Source organism: Modestobacter muralis (assembly GCF_010682105.1).
Taxonomy (GTDB): domain Bacteria; phylum Actinomycetota; class Actinomycetes; order Mycobacteriales; family Geodermatophilaceae; genus Modestobacter; species Modestobacter muralis.
On record NZ_JAAGWH010000013.1, the window covers coordinates 173,801 to 189,150 of the forward strand.

General features: G+C 75.6%; 15 protein-coding genes. 7 read left to right on the forward strand and 8 right to left on the reverse strand.

Features of this window, described 5'->3' with window-relative positions; genetic code table 11:
• Positions 1-6 precede the first annotated feature (6 nt).
• Together GCU67_RS04965 and GCU67_RS04970 are read right to left on the reverse strand one after the other, a co-directional pair.
• Complete coding sequence (locus GCU67_RS04965) at positions 7-1,260, reverse strand: alpha/beta fold hydrolase (RefSeq protein ID WP_163609963.1); 1,254 nt, start codon at positions 1,258-1,260, stop codon at positions 7-9.
• Entirely contained in the window at positions 1,257-2,471 is a 1,215-nt protein-coding gene (locus tag GCU67_RS04970; protein WP_163609964.1) for an MFS transporter, read from the reverse strand. The genes GCU67_RS04965 and GCU67_RS04970 overlap by 4 nt, the downstream gene beginning before the upstream one ends.
• Positions 2,472-2,829: 358 nt before the next feature.
• Between GCU67_RS04970 and GCU67_RS04975 the strand changes: the two genes are divergently transcribed.
• Positions 2,830-3,999: an oxidoreductase gene (locus tag GCU67_RS04975; RefSeq protein ID WP_163609965.1), complete on the forward strand. Its 1,170-nt coding sequence runs from the start codon at positions 2,830-2,832 to the stop codon at positions 3,997-3,999.
• Positions 4,000-4,057: 58 nt separating this feature from the next.
• On the opposite strand, the gene GCU67_RS04980 is transcribed toward GCU67_RS04975, so the two are convergent.
• The gene (locus GCU67_RS04980) at positions 4,058-4,549 is read right to left on the reverse strand and encodes an SRPBCC domain-containing protein (protein ID WP_163609966.1); all 492 of its coding nucleotides are present in this window, start codon (positions 4,547-4,549) and stop codon (positions 4,058-4,060) included.
• A gap of 83 nt (positions 4,550-4,632) precedes the next feature.
• Between GCU67_RS04980 and GCU67_RS04985 the strand changes: the two genes are divergently transcribed.
• The 3 genes from GCU67_RS04985 to GCU67_RS04995 all read left to right on the forward strand — a co-directional run bounded on the left by GCU67_RS04985 (position 4,633) and on the right by GCU67_RS04995 (position 6,341).
• Positions 4,633-4,872: a hypothetical protein gene (locus tag GCU67_RS04985; RefSeq protein WP_163609967.1), complete on the forward strand. Its 240-nt coding sequence runs from the start codon at positions 4,633-4,635 to the stop codon at positions 4,870-4,872.
• A gap of 105 nt (positions 4,873-4,977) precedes the next feature.
• A complete protein-coding gene (locus GCU67_RS04990) occupies positions 4,978-5,220 on the forward strand; it encodes an acyl carrier protein (RefSeq protein WP_163609968.1) in 243 nt (80 codons plus the stop codon).
• 158 nt (positions 5,221-5,378) lie between these two features.
• The gene (locus GCU67_RS04995; RefSeq protein WP_163609969.1) at positions 5,379-6,341 is read left to right on the forward strand and encodes a nitronate monooxygenase; all 963 of its coding nucleotides are present in this window, start codon (positions 5,379-5,381) and stop codon (positions 6,339-6,341) included.
• A 60-nt stretch (positions 6,342-6,401) separates the two neighbouring features.
• On the opposite strand, the gene GCU67_RS05000 is transcribed toward GCU67_RS04995, so the two are convergent.
• Genes GCU67_RS05000 through GCU67_RS05010 form a run of 3 tightly spaced genes read right to left on the reverse strand, consistent with a single transcriptional unit; the run spans position 6,402 to position 8,641 of the window.
• Positions 6,402-7,082 carry a DsbA family oxidoreductase gene (locus GCU67_RS05000; RefSeq protein ID WP_163609970.1) on the reverse strand — a complete coding sequence of 227 codons (681 nt, stop codon included), beginning with the start codon at positions 7,080-7,082 and terminating at the stop codon, positions 6,402-6,404.
• Between the two features lie 29 nt (positions 7,083-7,111).
• Positions 7,112-8,161 (reverse strand): cation diffusion facilitator family transporter, encoded by a 1,050-nt coding sequence (locus tag GCU67_RS05005; RefSeq protein WP_163609971.1) that lies wholly within the window; start codon positions 8,159-8,161, stop codon positions 7,112-7,114.
• 45 nt (positions 8,162-8,206) lie between these two features.
• Positions 8,207-8,641 (reverse strand): MerR family transcriptional regulator, encoded by a 435-nt coding sequence (locus tag GCU67_RS05010; protein WP_338104774.1) that lies wholly within the window; start codon positions 8,639-8,641, stop codon positions 8,207-8,209.
• Between the two features lie 96 nt (positions 8,642-8,737).
• Here GCU67_RS05010 and GCU67_RS05015 point away from each other — a divergent pair, with 96 nt between their 5' ends.
• On the forward strand, positions 8,738-9,442 hold the full coding sequence (locus GCU67_RS05015; RefSeq protein ID WP_163609972.1) for an SDR family oxidoreductase: 705 nt from the start codon (positions 8,738-8,740) through the stop codon (positions 9,440-9,442).
• A gap of 40 nt (positions 9,443-9,482) precedes the next feature.
• On the opposite strand, the gene GCU67_RS05020 is transcribed toward GCU67_RS05015, so the two are convergent.
• Positions 9,483-9,860: an FKBP-type peptidyl-prolyl cis-trans isomerase gene (locus tag GCU67_RS05020; protein WP_163609973.1), complete on the reverse strand. Its 378-nt coding sequence runs from the start codon at positions 9,858-9,860 to the stop codon at positions 9,483-9,485.
• Between the two features lie 208 nt (positions 9,861-10,068).
• Here GCU67_RS05020 and GCU67_RS05025 point away from each other — a divergent pair, with 208 nt between their 5' ends.
• Positions 10,069-12,768 (forward strand): ATP-binding protein, encoded by a 2,700-nt coding sequence (locus GCU67_RS05025; protein WP_163609974.1) that lies wholly within the window; start codon positions 10,069-10,071, stop codon positions 12,766-12,768.
• Position 12,769: 1 nt separating this feature from the next.
• On the opposite strand, the gene GCU67_RS05030 is transcribed toward GCU67_RS05025, so the two are convergent.
• On the reverse strand, positions 12,770-13,996 hold the full coding sequence (locus GCU67_RS05030; RefSeq protein WP_163609975.1) for an amidase family protein: 1,227 nt from the start codon (positions 13,994-13,996) through the stop codon (positions 12,770-12,772).
• Between the two features lie 165 nt (positions 13,997-14,161).
• Between GCU67_RS05030 and GCU67_RS05035 the strand changes: the two genes are divergently transcribed.
• Positions 14,162-15,343, forward strand: coding sequence for a glycosyl hydrolase (locus GCU67_RS05035; RefSeq protein ID WP_211660771.1), 1,182 nt, complete (start codon positions 14,162-14,164; stop codon positions 15,341-15,343).
• Positions 15,344-15,350 lie beyond the last annotated feature (7 nt).

Here is a 15,350-nt window from a genome sequence, read left to right on the forward strand (position 1 = left end):
GGCGCGTCACCGGGTGCGCAGCGCGAGGAGCCGGTCGAGGACGTCGCCGGTGCGCAGCCCGTCGTGCTCGAACTCGTTGGTGACCCAGGCGCGCACGTTGCCCACGGCCTCCGCCGTCTCCAGGGACAGCCCGGCGTCGACGTACATGTCGTCGAGGTAGACCGCCGCGTCGACCGGGACGTCGTTGGCCGCCAGCCGCACCGGGTCGTAGAGGGTGGGGAAGGCCTCGACCTCGGCCAGCGCCCGGGCCGCCGGGCCGAACGCCTTCAGTGAGGCGATCTCCTCGAACATCCAGGGGAACACCATCTCGCCGGTGAACGGCAGGGGCCGGACCCCGCCGTCGAACTGCGGCCCCCGCTCGGCCTCGGCTGCCCACCCCGTGGCGCCCGGTCCGGAGGCGTAGATGGCCTCCTGCAGCGTCATGTAGAGCGGGTTGTCCCAGTAGGAGGTGCGCCGGGCGACCTCGTCGAGGAACCCGTCGGCGGGCTCCTCGTCGTCGTCGAGGGCCTCGTCGACCAGCCAGTGCAGTTCCTCGGCGCCGGACTGCGTGCCGAGGGCGTGACCGAGGATCTGCAGGCGCCGCACGGTCAGCCGGTCGCCGTCGGGCAGCAGCACCGGGGCGGCGTCCAGCCGGTCGGCCAGCGCGGCGAGCCGGGCGGCGTCGCCGGGGTACCGCTGGTGGAACCGCCGGGTCTTCGCCGCCACCCGCGGCCAGGTGCGCCGGTAGACCTCGCGGGCGTCGGCGTGCAGGCCGGCCAGCCCGCCGGTGACCAGGCAGCGGTCCAGCCCCTCGGGCGCCTGCGACAGGTAGGTCAGCGTGACGAAGCCGCCGTAGCTCTGGCCCAGGGTGGTCCAGCGACGGCCGCCGTAGACCGTCGTCCGCAGGTGCTCGGCGTCGGCGACGACCGAGTCGGCGCGGAAGGCGAGCAGGTGTCGGGCCGCGGCGGCGGGGTCGGGGAACCGGCTGATCGAGCGGCCGGTGACCCGCGCACTGCGGCCGGTGCCGCGCTGGTCGAGCAGCACCACCCGGAAGTCGCGCAGCGCCCGGGCGAGCCAGCCGCCGCGGGTGGGCCGGGGCGACTTCCCGCCCGGGCCGCCCTGCAGGAACAGCAGCAGCGGCAGGTCGTCGTGCCGGCGGTCGGGGGCGACCAGTTCGCGGGCGAAGACGGTGGTGGTGCCGGCGTCGGGGTCCGACCAGTGCAGCGGCACCGTGACCTCGTGCTCCCGGACGACGGCACCCGGGATCTCGTAGGTGCTCAACGGGCCAGCGCCGGGGTGGCGGCGTGCTCGGCCGGGACGTGCAGCACCCGCTGCCCCAGCGCCACGGCCACGGCGGCCACCCCCGCGGCGACCGTGGCGACGGCGAAGCTGGCGTTGGCCCCCACCGCGTCGACGATCTTGCCGGCGACCGAGGCGCCGACGGCGACGCCGAGGGCCAGGGCGGTGCCGATCCAGGTGAACGCCTCGGTGACCGCCGCCCGCGGCACCAGCACCTCGGCGAGGGTGAACGCGCTGATCAGCGCCGGGGAGACCGCGATCCCGGCGACCACCACCAGCGGCAGCATCAGCCAGTAGCTCTCGGCGAACAGCAGCGGCAGGGTCAACACGGTGAGCAGGGTGAGCACGCCGACCAGCCGGTGCCGCAGCGGGACCTGCCAGTGCACCGTGCCCCAGCCGATGCCCGCGCCCATCGAGCCCACGGCCAGCCCGGCGATGAGCAGCCCGGACAGCGAGCGCGCGCCGACCTCGTCGGCGAAGGCGACCAGCGAGATCTCCAGCGTGCCCAGGATCGCGCCGATCGAGGCGCCGACGACGAACAGCACCCGCAGCCCCCGCACCCGCATGGCCGAGGCGCCTTTGCGGTGCTCGCGTTCGGCCGGTGGCGGTTCGGTGCGCCGCTGGGCGACGAACAGCACGGTCCCGACGGCGGCCAGGGTGAAGGCGGTGACGACACCGGAGGTCGTGTGCCCGGTGGTGGACAGGAAGGTGACCAGCACCGGGCCCACGATGAAGACGAACTCGTCGACCACCGACTCCATCGCCAGCGCGGTGGGCAGCCGTGGTGTGCCGCGGAGCAGGTGGGTCCAGCGCACCCGGATCATCGAGGAGACCGGCGGGAGGCTGGCCCCGGTCAGGGCGGCGGTGGCGAAGACCGTCCACAGCGGCCACTGCTCCTTGACCGCCATGAGGAACGCGCTGCCGGACAGCACGAAGACCACCAGCACGGCCAGCAGCACGCGGCGCTGGGCGTGGGTGTCGGCCAGCCGGCCCACGACCGGGCCGGTGATCGCGGCCGCGACGGCGCCGGCCGCGGCGACCGCCCCGCCCAGCCCGTACGACCCGGTCTCCGACTGCACCAGCAGCACGCTGCCCAGGCCCACCATCGACAGCGGCAGCCGGCCGATGAAGGCCGCCAGCACCATGGGCAGGGCGTGCGGCGTCCGCAGCACGTGCAGGTACGGGTTGGGCACGGGCGGACTGGCCTCCGTCAGCGGGATGGACGCCTCGTCACGCTAACCGAACGGACCGTGACCCGCGGGACGAACGGCGGGTCAGGCGGCGCCCGTGTCACCCGGCCCGGAGACGGCTGCGCGGCGTCTCGAGCTCGTCGCACACCAGGCTGGGCAGCTCAGGTGAGTGCGGGCATCACGGCGTCTCCTGGGTGCAGCAGCACCACGTGCACCGGCGGGTGGTCCCCCAGCCGCCACGCTGCGGCCGGGGGATCGGGCCAATCTACCGACCCGATCGCATACGTCCAGGACGTCTGGACGGGATGTGACGCAGGTCGCCCGGGGAAGCCCGCCGGGCGCCGGCCCGTTGACCGGGGACGTGACGACTCCCCAGCTGCTCCAGCCCCTGACCCTGCGCGGGGTGACCCTGCCCAACCGCCTCGCGGTCGCCCCGATGTGCCAGTACTGCGTGACCGACGGGGTCGTCGGCGACTACCACCTGGTGCACCTGGGCCGCTTCGCCCTCGGCGGGTTCGGCCTGGTCATGGTCGAGGCGACCGGCGTGACCGCCGACGGGCGGATCAGCCCCGGGGACGTCGGCCTGTGGGACGACGGGCAGGTCCCGGGCCTGGCGCGGATCGCCGCCTTCCTGCGCGAGCACGGCAGCGTGCCGGCGATCCAGCTCGCCCATGCCGGCGGCAAGGCCAACACACTGCGTCCGTGGGACGGCTCCGGCCAGGTGACCGCCGAGAACGCCCGGCCCGGCGACGTGCCGTGGACGCCGGTGGCCGCCAGCGCCGTGCCGATGGGCGAGGGCTGGAGCGCCCCGCACCCGCTGACCGTCGCGGAGATGGCCGGCGTCCGCGAGGCCTTCGTCGCGGCCGCCCGGCGCGCGCTCACCGCCGGTTTCCAGGTCGCCGAGGTGCACGCCGCGCACGGCTACCTGCTCAACCAGTTCCTCTCCCCGCTCACCAACACCCGCGACGACGGGTACGGCGGCTCGCTCGAGGGCCGGATGCGCTTCCCGCTGGAGGTCGTGGCCGCCGTCCGCGCGGTGTGGCCGGAGGACCTGCCGCTGGTCGTCCGCGTCTCCGCCGTCGACGCCACCCGCGACGGGACGACGCTGGCGGACACCATGGCCTTCGCCCGCGAGCTGAAGGCGCTGGGCGTGGACGCGATCGACGTCTCCGGCGGTGGGATCGGCGGGGGCTGGGAGCACCCGATCGGCTACGGCTACCAGGTGCCCTTCGCCGCGGCGATCCGCGAGCAGGCCGGCATCCCGACCATGGCCGTGGGCCTGGTCGTCGACCCGCAGCAGGCCGAGGCGGTCGTGGCCACCGGCCAGGCCGACCTGGTCGCCGTCGCCCGCGAGGCGCAGGACGACCCGAACTTCGCCGTCCATGCGGCCCGGGCGCTGACCGGGGGCTACGACACCTACCCGGTGCAGGCCGGCCCGCGGCTGGCCTCGCGGGACCGGCTGTTCGAGCGGCTGGGCCCGTGGACCGGGCCGGACCCGGTGCGGGTCGAGCAGCCCGCCGCCCAGGCCTGAGCCACCTGGCCGACCGGGGGGCCGCCGCACGACGCGGCTCCCCGGTCGGCGGGGCGGCTCAGCCCCGCCCGTAGGCCGGGCCGACCTCGACGAGGAAGTCGTCCCAGGCCGGGGGCACCGGACCTCCGATGACCTCGGCGTCCAGCTTGTCGAGGTACCAGTGCCAGCCCAGCGCGAAGTCCACGACGTCGGTGCCCGGGGCGAAGAGCTGGGTGAAGAGCAGCACCGCCTCGTCGCCCTCCTGGTCGAGGTCCAGCTCCACCCGCCAGCCGCCCTCGGTGTCCCACTCGACCACCAGCCGGACCGGGGCGGCGCACGCGACCACCCGCATCGGCTCCCCCACCGGGGTGTCCTCGTGGGTCATCGTGAAGGTGCCGGCGCCCCCGGGCTCCCGGAGCCCGTCGTAGGTCCCGATCCAGCGGACCAGCCGGTCCGGCTCGGTGAGCGCGGCCCACACGTCGGCGACCGGCACCGGCCACCGTCGCCGGAAGCGCAGCTGCACCCCCTCGGCCAGCACGTCGACCTCGCCCGTCCGTCCCTCGCCTGCCATCACGCCGTCCTCCTGCGTCGGGGGCCCAGCCTGGCCGTCGGCGGCGCGGTTCACCAGGGGTCGGCGCGGGCAACGCTGCTGCCATGACCGTCACCGACCCCGACACCCCGGACCCGCTGAACGACCCCCGCACCCTGCAGGCCGACCCCGGCGCGCTCGGTGAGGGCGAGGACCTCGCCTCCACCGAGGACGACGCGGTCTCGACCGGCGAGGACGAGCTGGCCAGCTCGCGCACCGAGGCCGACGAGGCCGGCGGCGGCGACGTCACCGGCGGGTCGTTCGCCGGCGCGATCGGCGAGGCACCGAGCGCCGACCAGACCTGAGACGGACCGGTCCGTTTCCGTCCGGCGATCGGCGGGAACGTGACCGGGCACACGCGTCCGGAGGCCCAGCCACGGCCCGGTGGGCGCCTGTCCCGAGGAGCAGCCATGGCCACCGGTGAGACCGGCTTCGCCGACGTCACGTTCGACCTCATCTCCGTGCAGTACCACTCGCTCAAGGCCGGGCACGACTACGGCCAGTACGTCCGGGACGCCGAGAACGCCGGCCTGGACGACGTCGCCTCGTTCTTCCGCGAGGTGATGGAGCAGGACACCCAGCGCGCGAAGCGTGCCCACGACCTGCTGCGCCAGCTGTCCGGCACCGAGCACGGCGGCCCGGCCACCACCTGAGCCGCACATCGGGAGGACCCCCGCCCGCAGAGTCGAGCGCTGCCCCCGAGGTGAGGGCAGCGCTCGACTCTGCTCGCCCCCTCCCCGGGGCCCCGGTGCCCGCCCGACACCGGCCGAGGTCGTCGCGCTCTGCCGCCCCGACGGGGGACGATGGCCCGGTGATCACGACCGCGCTGACCCGCTGGTTCGACCTGGACGCACCCGTGTTCGGGGCACCGATGGCGGGGGTGGCCGGCGGTGCACTGGCGCGCGCGGTCTCCCTGGGCGGCGGCCTGGGGATGATCGGCGTCGGCGCCGACACCGACCCGGACTGGGTCGTCGAGCAGGGCCGACTGCCGGCCGAGGCCGACGTCTCGCACGGCGTCGGGCTGATGGCCTGGGCGCTGGAGCGCCGGCCGGAGCTGCTGGCGGCCGCGATCGCCACCGAGCCGGTGCTGGTCTCGGTGTCCTTCGGCGACCCCGGCCCCTACGTCGGCCCGCTGCACGACGCCGGGATCGCGGTGGCCACGGCGGTCAACTCCCGCGCGGACCTGGACCGGGCGCTCGAGGCCGGCGCCGACGTGATCGTCGCGCAGGGCACCGAGGCCGGCGGGCACACCGGGCAACGCTCGACGCTGCCGCTGCTGCAGGAGGTGCTGGCCGCGACCGACCGGCCGGTGCTCGCCGCCGGCGGGATCGCCACCGGCGCCGGGCTGGCTGCCGTCCTCGTCGCCGGCGCCGCGGGCGGCTGGCTCGGCACACCGTTCCTGGCCAGCCTGGAGGCTGCGAACACGCCGGCGATTCGAGCCCGGGTGCGCACCGCGTCGGGCGACGACACGATCCTGACCAGCGCGTTCGACATCGCCCAGGAGCTGGGCTGGCCGGCGCGCTGGCCCGGCCGCGCCCTGGTGAACGAGTTCACGGAGACCTGGCACGGCCGGGAGGACGAGCTGCGCGGTGACACCGCGGCCACCGCACAGGTGCGCCGGGCGCGCACCGAGGGCGACCTGGCGCACGCACCGGTCTACGCCGGGGAGTCCGTCGGCCTGCTCACCACCGAGCGGTCGGCGACCGACGTCGTCCGCGCACTGGTGGCCGACGCCGAGAAGGCGCTGCAGCGCGCGGCCCGCCTGGTCCGCTGATCCGGCCCCCTCGCAGGGTCCCGTCGCGAGCTTGCGAGGGGCGGGGGGCGAGGGGGTCCTTCAGGCGTCGTCGCAGCCCTCGGCCGCGGGGACGGTGACCAGCGGGTGGCTGTCGGACCAGGCCCGCTCGAGCAGCTGCAGCAGCGTCTCGGCCGGCTGGGCGCCGGCGGCGCCGTAGGTGCGGTCGACGACGAAGAACGGGACGCCGGTCGCGCCGAGGGCACGGGCGGTGTCGAGGTCCTCGCGGACGGCGGGCAGGAACCGCCGGTCGGCCAGGGCGGCGCGCGCCTCGGCCTCGTCCAGACCGACCTCGACGGCCAGGGCGACGAGGGAGTCGACGTCGAACACCGAGCGCTGCTCCTCGAAGTGGGCGTGCAGCAGCCGCTCCTTCATCGCCCCGCCCAGCCCGTGCTCGGCGGCCAGGTGGATCAGCTCGTGGGCCCGCAGGGTGTTGCCGCTGACGCCGTCGGCGAGGTGGTAGTCCAGGCCCTCACCCGCGGCGACGTCCTCGACCCGCTTCATCTGCCCGGCCATCTGCTCCACCGTGCTGCCGTACTTGGCGGCCAGCGCCGGCAGCGTCGGCTCGGTGTGGCCCTCGGGGATGCTCGGATCGAGCTGGAACGAGCGCCACACCACCTCGACCTGGTCGGCGTGCGGGAAGCGGGAGAGCGCCGTCTCCAGCTTCCGCTTGCCGATGTAGCACCACGGGCACACGACGTCGGACCACACCTCGACCTGCATGAACCGACCGAACCCCGCGCGGGGTCAGCTCATTCCCCGGCCTCGGGCGCCCGAACCTGCGCCCGGCCGTTGCCGGGGGTCGGGTCCAGGAACACGTACTTCACACCGGAGTGCCGGGCGACCAGCCGGCGCTCGGCCTCGTCGGAGGCCCGCTCGATGTCGGCCACCGACGCGCGGTCGTTGAAGTCGACCTTGGCCGCGACCAGCAGCTGGCCCGGGCCGATCACGGTGGTGAGCAGGAAGGGGACGTCGTCGATCTGGTCCATCGCGGCGAGCTCGTCCTTGAGCTCCTGCTGGGTGGTGCCGGGGACCGCCTGCCCGATGAGCAGCGACACGTTGGCCCGGGCCAGGGAGCCCGCGACGGCGATCAGCAGGACGCCGATGAGGATCGCGCAGATGCCGTCCCACAGCGGGTCGCCGGTCACCTGCTCCAGGAACAGGCCGAGGGCGGCTAGCACCAGACCGACCAGCGCCGCGCTGTCCTCGAAGGTGACCGCCTTGACCGTGGTGTCGGTCGTGGTCGCGAGGTACTGGCGCGGGGTGATCCCACGCTCCGCCGCCGCCCCGCGCACCTGGCGGACCGCCTTGAGCAGCGAGCTCCCCTCGAGGAGGAAGGAGATCGCCAGGATCACGTAGGAGACGGTCGGCGAACCGGCCTCCTCGCCCTTGCGGATGGTCTCGACGCCCTGCCAGATCGAGAAGCCGGCGCCGACGCCGAAGGTGCACAGTGCGGCCAGGAAGGCCCAGAAGTAGGTGGCCCGGCCGTAGCCGAAGGGGTGCTGGGCGTCGGGCGCCCGGCTGCCGCGCTTGAGCGCGATGAACAACAGCACCTCGGTGATGGTGTCGGCGAAGGAGTGCGCGGCCTCGCTCATCATCGCCGAGGAGTGGCTGATCAGGCCGCCGACCAGCTTGGCGACCGCGATGGCGAGGTTGGCCGCCCCGGCGACGATCACCGTCCCGGTGGACTCCCCACCGCCCTTCTCGCCCCCGCCCTTCTGGCCCCCGCCCCTCGCTCCACCGCCCTCGCGGGTGGCCTCCTGGATGAGGGCGTGCTCGCTCGCCGGAGCCGGTTGCGTCATGCACCGACCGTTGCCCCGGTCCGGTGATCGACAATCCCGCACAGGTCAGCCGGCGGGCTGCAGTTCCTCCGTCGCGGGACGGCCGACCGGACGGCACGCGTCCACCGCCGCCTCCGACGGGTCGGGGCCCCCGGGCACGTACTGCTCGCCGATCCGGATGATCTCGGCCAGCCGCTCGCGGGCTGCGGTGAGCTCGGCGATCTGCCGGTCGATGCCGTCGCGCTGCTCGGCCAGCCGGGCGATCATGGCCGGGGTGGCGACCCCGGTGTGCACGCACGGCAGCACCTCCAGGACGTCCCTGCTGGTCAGCCCAGCGGCGTAGAGCTGCTGCACGAACCGGACCCGGCCCACGGCGCTCTCGGGGTACCGGCGCTGCCCGCTGGGCGTGCGCTCGGCCTCCAGCAGCCCCTGCTCCTCGTAGTAGCGGAGCGCGCGCACGCTCACGCCGGCACGGGCGGCGACCTCACCGATGCGCAGCACGGGACCTCCTCGGGTGTTCGGGCTCACACTTGACCCTGACGTCAACGTCAGGTTCTAGCGTCCAGGAGAGCACATCCCGAACCCGAGGAGAACCCCATGGACATCACCGGATCCGTCGCCCTGGTCACCGGCGCGAACCGCGGCCTCGGCCGCCAGTTCGCCCAGCAGCTGCTCGAGCGCGGGGCCAGGAAGGTCTACGCGACCTCCCGCCGTCCCGAGCTGATCGACCTCCCGGGCGTCGAGGTGCTGCGGCTGGACGTCACCGACCCGGAGTCGGTCGAGGCGGCGGCCGTGGCCGCCGGCGACGTGAGCCTGGTCGTCAACAACGCCGGGATCAGCACCGGCGCGAACCTGGTCACCGGCGACCTGGCCGAGGTCCGGCGGGAGATGGACACGCACTTCTACGGCACGCTCGGCGTCGTCCGGGCGTTCGCCCCGGTGCTGGCCCGCAACGGTGGCGGCGGGATCGTCAACGTGCTGTCGGCGCTGTCGTGGTTCTCCGTCGACGGCGCGAACGCCTATGCCGCGGGCAAGGCGGCGGCGTGGAGCCTGACCAACGGCGTCCGGCTCGAGCTCCGGGGGCAGGGCACCCAGGTGACCGGCGTGGTGCTGGGTGCGGCCGACACCGACATGATGGCCGGCTACACCGGTCCGATGAGCGACCCGGCCGACGTCGTCCGGGCCGCGCTCGACGGCGTGCAGGCCGGTGACTACGAGGTGCTGGTCGACGACTGGAGCCGGCACGTCAAGGCATCGCTGGCCGCCGACCCACGGGAGTTCTACGTCCAGTCGGCGGCCTGACGGGACGGGGGCCCCGCTGCCGCAGCAGCGGGGCCCTCGTTCAGCGGACGCCGACGAGGTCGACGACGAAGACCAGGGTGGCGCCGGGCTTGATGACGCCGCCGGCGCCGCGGTCGCCGTAGGCCTTGTGCGCGGGGATGGTGAGCCGGCGGCGGCCGCCGACCTTCATGCCGGCGATGCCCTCGTCCCAGCCCTGGATGACCATGCCGACGCCGAGGCGGAACTCCAGCGGGTCGCCACGGTCCCAGGAGGCGTCGAACTGCTCGCCACCGTCGTGGGTCACGCCGACGTAGTGCGCGCTCACCAGGCTGCCGGCGGTGGCCTCGGGGCCGTCACCCACGACCAGGTCCTCGATCACCAGCTCGCTGGGGGCCGGACCGGAGGGCGGCTCGACGTCGGGGCGGGTCAGCTCTGCCACGGTGTTCTCCTGGGGGATCGGGCGCCGGGAGGGGTCCCGGCGGACTGCGCCCCATCCAACCCGCCCGGCGCCCGGCACCGCGACCGGGCCTCCTCCTGCCACCCCGGCAGCGGGACCGGTAGGTTCCGTGTCCGGGACGGGTCGGGTGACCGGTCCCGGACGTGTGCTGCCCCCGGGCAGCCCGTGCCGGTGTCGACTGGAGGTGGACGTGGCCCCCGAGCTCCCCGCGGGTTCGGACGCTGCCGACCTCTTCGCCGGTGGCGGCGAGGCGGGCCGGCTGATGGCCGCCCACGGCTGGGCCCGCACCGCCGTCGGCCCGGTCGAGAGCTGGCCGCAGGGCCTGCGCTTCGCCGTCCGCACCGTGCTGGCCTCCCGGTTCCCCATGGTGCTCACCTGGGGCCCGGACTTCCTGCAGTTCTACAACGACGCCTACGCCCCGTTCATCGGTGCCAAGCACCCGGCGATCGGGGAGGACATCCGGGTCACCCTGGCCGAGGGCTGGGACGCCCTCGCCGGGCCGGTGGAGCACGCGATGGCCACCCGCGAGGCCTCCTGGCTGCCCCGGCTGCCGCTGCTGCTCGAGCGCGCCGGCTATCGCGAGGAGACCTACTTCACCGTCTCCCACGCCCCGGCGTTCGGCGACGACGGCACGGTCGCCGGCATGCACGCGGTCTGCACCGAGGTCACCGGCGAGGTGCTCGGCGAGCGCCGCCAGGAGCTGCTGCACGCGCTGTCCACCGCCGACGGCGCCCTGGGCGACGAGCCGGCGGTGCTCGACGGGCTGTGCGCGGCGCTGGCCGGCGACCCGCTGGACGTGCCCTTCGCCGCGGTCTACCTCGACGACGACGGCGGGCTGCGCCGGGCGGCCACGGTCGGCTGCGCGCCCGAGCGGCTGCCGGCGACCGTGGCCGACGCCGCCGGGCTGCCGGGCCGCGTCTCGGACCTGCGCATCGTCGGCGGCATGTGGGAGGACCGGGTCCGCCACGCGGTCGCGCTGCCCCTGACCGGCTCCGCCGGTGACCGGGTCGGTGTCCTGGTGCTGGGCGTCAGCCCGAACCGGGCGCTGGACGAGGAGTACCGCACCTTCCTGGCCCTGGTGGCCGGCCAGGTCGCCAGCGCGCTGGGCAACGCGCGGGCGTTCGAGGCCGAGCGGCGGCGGGCGGAGTCCCTGGCCGAGCTGGACCGGGCCAAGACCGCGTTCTTCTCCGACGTCAGCCACGAGCTGCGCACCCCGCTCACCCTGCTGCTGGGGCCGATCAGCGACGTCCTGGCCGCCGAGGGCCTGCCGCCGGGCGCGCGCGACCAGCTGACCCTGGCCCGGCGCAACGGCCAGCGGCTGCAGCGGCTGGTCAACGACCTGATGGACTTCGCCAGCATCGAGGCCGGCCAGGCGTCCGCCGTGCGCGTGGCCACCGACCTCCCGGCGTTCACCGCCGAGCTGGCCGGGGTGCTGCGCGCCGGGGCGGAGAGGGCCGGGCTGAGCCTGACCGTCGACTGCCCACCGCTGCCGCACCCGGCCGCCGTCGACCCGCGGATGTGGGAGAAGGTCGTGCTGAACCTGCTCTCCAACGCGGTGAAGTACACCTTCGTCGGCGGCATCGAGGTCCAGCTGCGCGGCACGGACGACGCCGTCGAGCTGACCGTGTCCGACACCGGCATCGGCATCCCCGTCGAGGAGCTGCCGCTGGTGTTCGACCGGTTCCACCGGGTGGCCGGCTCACTGGCCCGCAACCGCGAGGGCACCGGGATCGGCCTGGCGCTGGTCCGCGAGCTGGTCGCCCTGCACGGCGGCACCGTCGGGGTGACCAGCGAGCCCGGCCGCGGCAGCACCTTCTCCGTCACCGTGCCCTACGGCACCCCGGACGCCGCGGGCGACGCCGAGCACCCTGCCGCCCCGTCGGAGGCCGCGCGCGGCACCGCGGACGTGTGGGAGACCGACGCCGCACCGCGGGAACAGCCGGCCGAGCCGACCGACTCCTCGGTGACCGTGCTGGTCGTCGACGACAACGCCGACATGCGCACCTACCTGACCCGGCTGCTGGCGCCCATCTGGCGGGTGCAGACCTGCGCCGACGGCGAGGAGGCGCTCGCCGCCGTCGCCGAGCACCTGCCCGACGTGGTGGTCACCGACGTGATGATGCCGCGGCTGGACGGGTTCGAGCTGCTCCAGCGGCTGCGGGCCGACCCCGCGACCCGTGCCGTCCCGGTGCTCATGCTCACCGCCCGGGCCGGGCAGGAGGCCGCCGTCGAGGGCTTCGACGCCGGCGTCGACGACTACCTGGCCAAGCCCTTCCAGGCCGCCGAGCTGATCGCCCGGCTGCGGGTGGCGATCGACCGGGCCGCCGGCGTCCGGGCCGCGGCCGGGGCCGACCCCGCCCCGGCTCCCGGCGCTCCCGCGGGCCCGCCGCCGACCGCTCCCCGGACCGGGCCGGGCGCCCGGGCCGACGTGCGGGCCCTGGTGCCCGCCAGCCGCCAGCCCGCGGCGCCGGTCGTCCCGGCCGCTGCACCGGCGCCGGCGCCGCCGGCTCCCCCGGTGCACTTCGACTCCTGGCGCTTCCCGGCGTCACCGCGCGCGATCCCGGGGCTGCGGCGGGCGCTGCGCCGGCTGCTGGAGTCCGCCGGTCTCACCGAGGACCAGGCCTACGACCTGCTGCTGGCGGCCTGCGAGGCCGCGACCAACGCCGTCGAGCACGCCCAGGACCCGATCGAGCCGTTCATCGACGTCACCGTCGAGGCCTCGGCCACCGGCGTGGTCATCACCGTGCGGGACTACGGGCAGTGGCGGGAGCGCGGCGCGAGCATGGACCGCGGCCGCGGCTCGACCCTGATGAGCGCGTTCGCCGACATCAGCGCCGTCCCGAGCCCGGAGGGCACCACCGTGACCATCCGGGCGTCGCGCGCGGCCTAGGTCAGCCGACCGAGCAGGGCGGGGTGGCCGTGTGCCACGTCGTCCGCTGCTGGAACCAGGCGCCGGCGTCCAGCAGCGCGTGCTCCCCGCCGACCGGGGCGGTGAGCTGGGCGCCCACCGGCATCCCCGACACCGGGTGCCGGCCGACGGGCAGGGCCAGCGTCGGCCCGGCGTGCAGCGACCAGGGGGCGGTCAGCAGCGCCAGCCGGCGGGTGAGGGCCAGCACGTCCTCGTCGGTGGCGACCGCCGGGACGTCGACCGGCAGCGTCGGGGTGAGCAGCACGTCGACGGAGGCGAACACCTCCTCCAGGGCGCGCTGGAACTCCGCGCGGGCCTCCAGCGCCTCGGCCCGGTGGCCGTCGCTGAGCCCCTCGCCGACCCGCACCCGGGTCAGCGTCTCGGGCTGGAAGAGGTCCGGGTGCGCCAGCCGCTCGACGTGCAGGTCGGCGACGTCGGCGTAGACCAGCGTGTAGAGCACGTCCAGCGCGGAGCCCATGCCGGGCACCCGCACCGGCACCAGCTCGGTCCCGCCCTCGGCGAACACCTGCGCGGCCGCGGCGACCACCGTGGCGACCCCGGGGTCCAGCGGGTGCGACCAGGACTCCGGGACGCCGATCCGCACCGGCGGCGCGGGCTCCGGCTCGCGCACCGGGCGGCCGGCCAGCACCGCGAACGCCCGGGCCACCAGCGGGACGTCGCGGGCGATCGGGCCCACGGTGTCGACCAGCTCGCTGACGGGGAACGTGCCGGCGTCGGGCACCACGGAGACGCCCGGGCGCAGGCCCGTCACCCCGCAGGCGGCGGCCGGGACCCGCACCGAGCCGCCGGTGTCGGTGCCCAGGGCCAGGTCGACCAGCCCGGCGGCGACGGCGACCGCGGAGCCGCTGCTGGACCCACCGGGGACCCGGGCGGCGTCCCAGGGGTTGCGGGTCGGGCCGGCGGCGGAGTTCGAGCCGGTCAGGCCGAGGGCGAACTCGCTGAGGTTGAGCTTGGCCACGACCTGAGCGCCGGCGGCGGTGAGCCGGGAGACCACCTCGGCGTCGACGTCGGGCACCCGGTCGGCGAAGTACGCCGAGCCGCAGGTGGTGCGCACCCCGGCGGTGTCGATGCTGTCCTTGAGGCCCACCCGGACCCCGGCCAGCGGGCCCTCGGCGGCGTGCGGCAGCGGCGGGTCGATCACCGTGATCACGGCGTTGGTGGCCGCCGTGACCTCGGCAGCGGTGCTCACGTCCGCACCGGCCGGCCGGCGACCACGGCCCCCGGGTGACCGGGCTCGGGTGCCGTTCCCGGCATGGCGGAGCTGTCAGCGGTCACGAGGGGTGAGCCTGCCACCCACCGCCCCGGTTCGGCGTGTCAGCCCCGCGGCGGCCCTGAGGTGTCGGACCGTGGGCCGGTGCGCGTACGGATCCCCCTGCTCAGACTGCAGCTGAGCGCAGCCCTCGTGGCCGCGAGCGCCGGCTGCGCCACACCCGGCGCCGCCGCGCAGCCCGCTGCCGACGCCGGCTGCACGCCGACGCCGGCCGCGCAGGTCGTCCCGGCCGACGGCGTCCTCGTCGGGGTGAACGTCGACTGGGGCGCGCAGAGCCTGGCCGACTACACCGGGCACCTGGGGCACGCGCCCGCGGTCGCGGTCAGCTTCGCCGGGCTGCCGATGTCGGCCGAGGACGCGACCAACGTCGACGGCGCCGTGGAGCAGGTGCGGGCCGGCGGCGGCGTCCTGCTGCTGACGCTGGAGCCGGCCGGTGGGCTCGCCGCGGTCACCGACCAGGTCGCCGGGGAACTGGCGCAGCGGCTGGACGCCTACAACCGGCGGGGGGTGCCCGTCGTCGTCCGGTTCGCCCACGAGATGAACGGCTCCTGGTACGCCTGGGGGCAGCAGCCGGCCGCGTTCGTGGCCGCGTTCCGCCGGGTCGCGGCCGCCGTGCACACCGGTGCGCCGGGCTCGGCGACGATGTGGGCGCCCAACTACGGCGGCGGCTACCCCTTCACCGGCGGCCCGCACCAGGCGGGAGCCGGCGGCACCGACGCCGCGGTGCTGGACACCGACGCCGACGGCGCGGTGACCGCCGCCGACGACCCGTACGCCCCCTACTGGCCCGGCGACGACGCCGTGGACTGGGTCGGGCTGAGCCTCTACCACTGGGGCGACACCGCGCCGTGGGGGGAGAACGAGGTGCCCGAGCCGGGCAAGCTGGTCGCCCAGCTGACCGGGGAGTACGACGGGCTGGGCGGTGACGACCGCGCCGTCCCGGACTTCTACGCCGACTACGGCGTCGCCTACGACAAGCCGGTCGCGGTCCCCGAGACGGCGGCGCTCTACGTCGACGGCGCCGGCGGCGCCCCCGAGCTGGCCGTCAAGCAGGCCTGGTGGCGGCAGGTCCTCGACCCCGGGCTGCACGAGCGACTGCCCCGACTGGCCATGGTCAACTGGTTCGAGTGGGACAAGCCGGAGAGCGAGGTCCACGCCCGGGTCGACTGGCGGGCCGCCGCCGATCCCCGGCTGCGCGACGCCCTGACCGCGGACCTGCCGGCCTGGGCCCGCTGGGCCGGGGACCTGCCCACCTGCCGGCCCTGACCCGCCG

Excerpts from the sequence above, each read along its gene's own strand:
- GCU67_RS04980 (WP_163609966.1), bottom strand. The coding sequence starts at position 4,549 with ATGGCAGGCGAGGGACGGACGGGCGAGGTCGACGTGCTGGCCGAGGGG.
- GCU67_RS04985 (WP_163609967.1), top strand. The coding sequence starts at position 4,633 with ATGACCGTCACCGACCCCGACACCCCGGACCCGCTGAACGACCCCCGC.
- GCU67_RS04990 (WP_163609968.1), top strand. The coding sequence starts at position 4,978 with ATGGCCACCGGTGAGACCGGCTTCGCCGACGTCACGTTCGACCTCATC.
- GCU67_RS05000 (WP_163609970.1), bottom strand. The coding sequence starts at position 7,082 with ATGCAGGTCGAGGTGTGGTCCGACGTCGTGTGCCCGTGGTGCTACATC.
- GCU67_RS05005 (WP_163609971.1), bottom strand. The coding sequence starts at position 8,161 with ATGACGCAACCGGCTCCGGCGAGCGAGCACGCCCTCATCCAGGAGGCC.
- GCU67_RS05015 (WP_163609972.1), top strand. The coding sequence starts at position 8,738 with ATGGACATCACCGGATCCGTCGCCCTGGTCACCGGCGCGAACCGCGGC.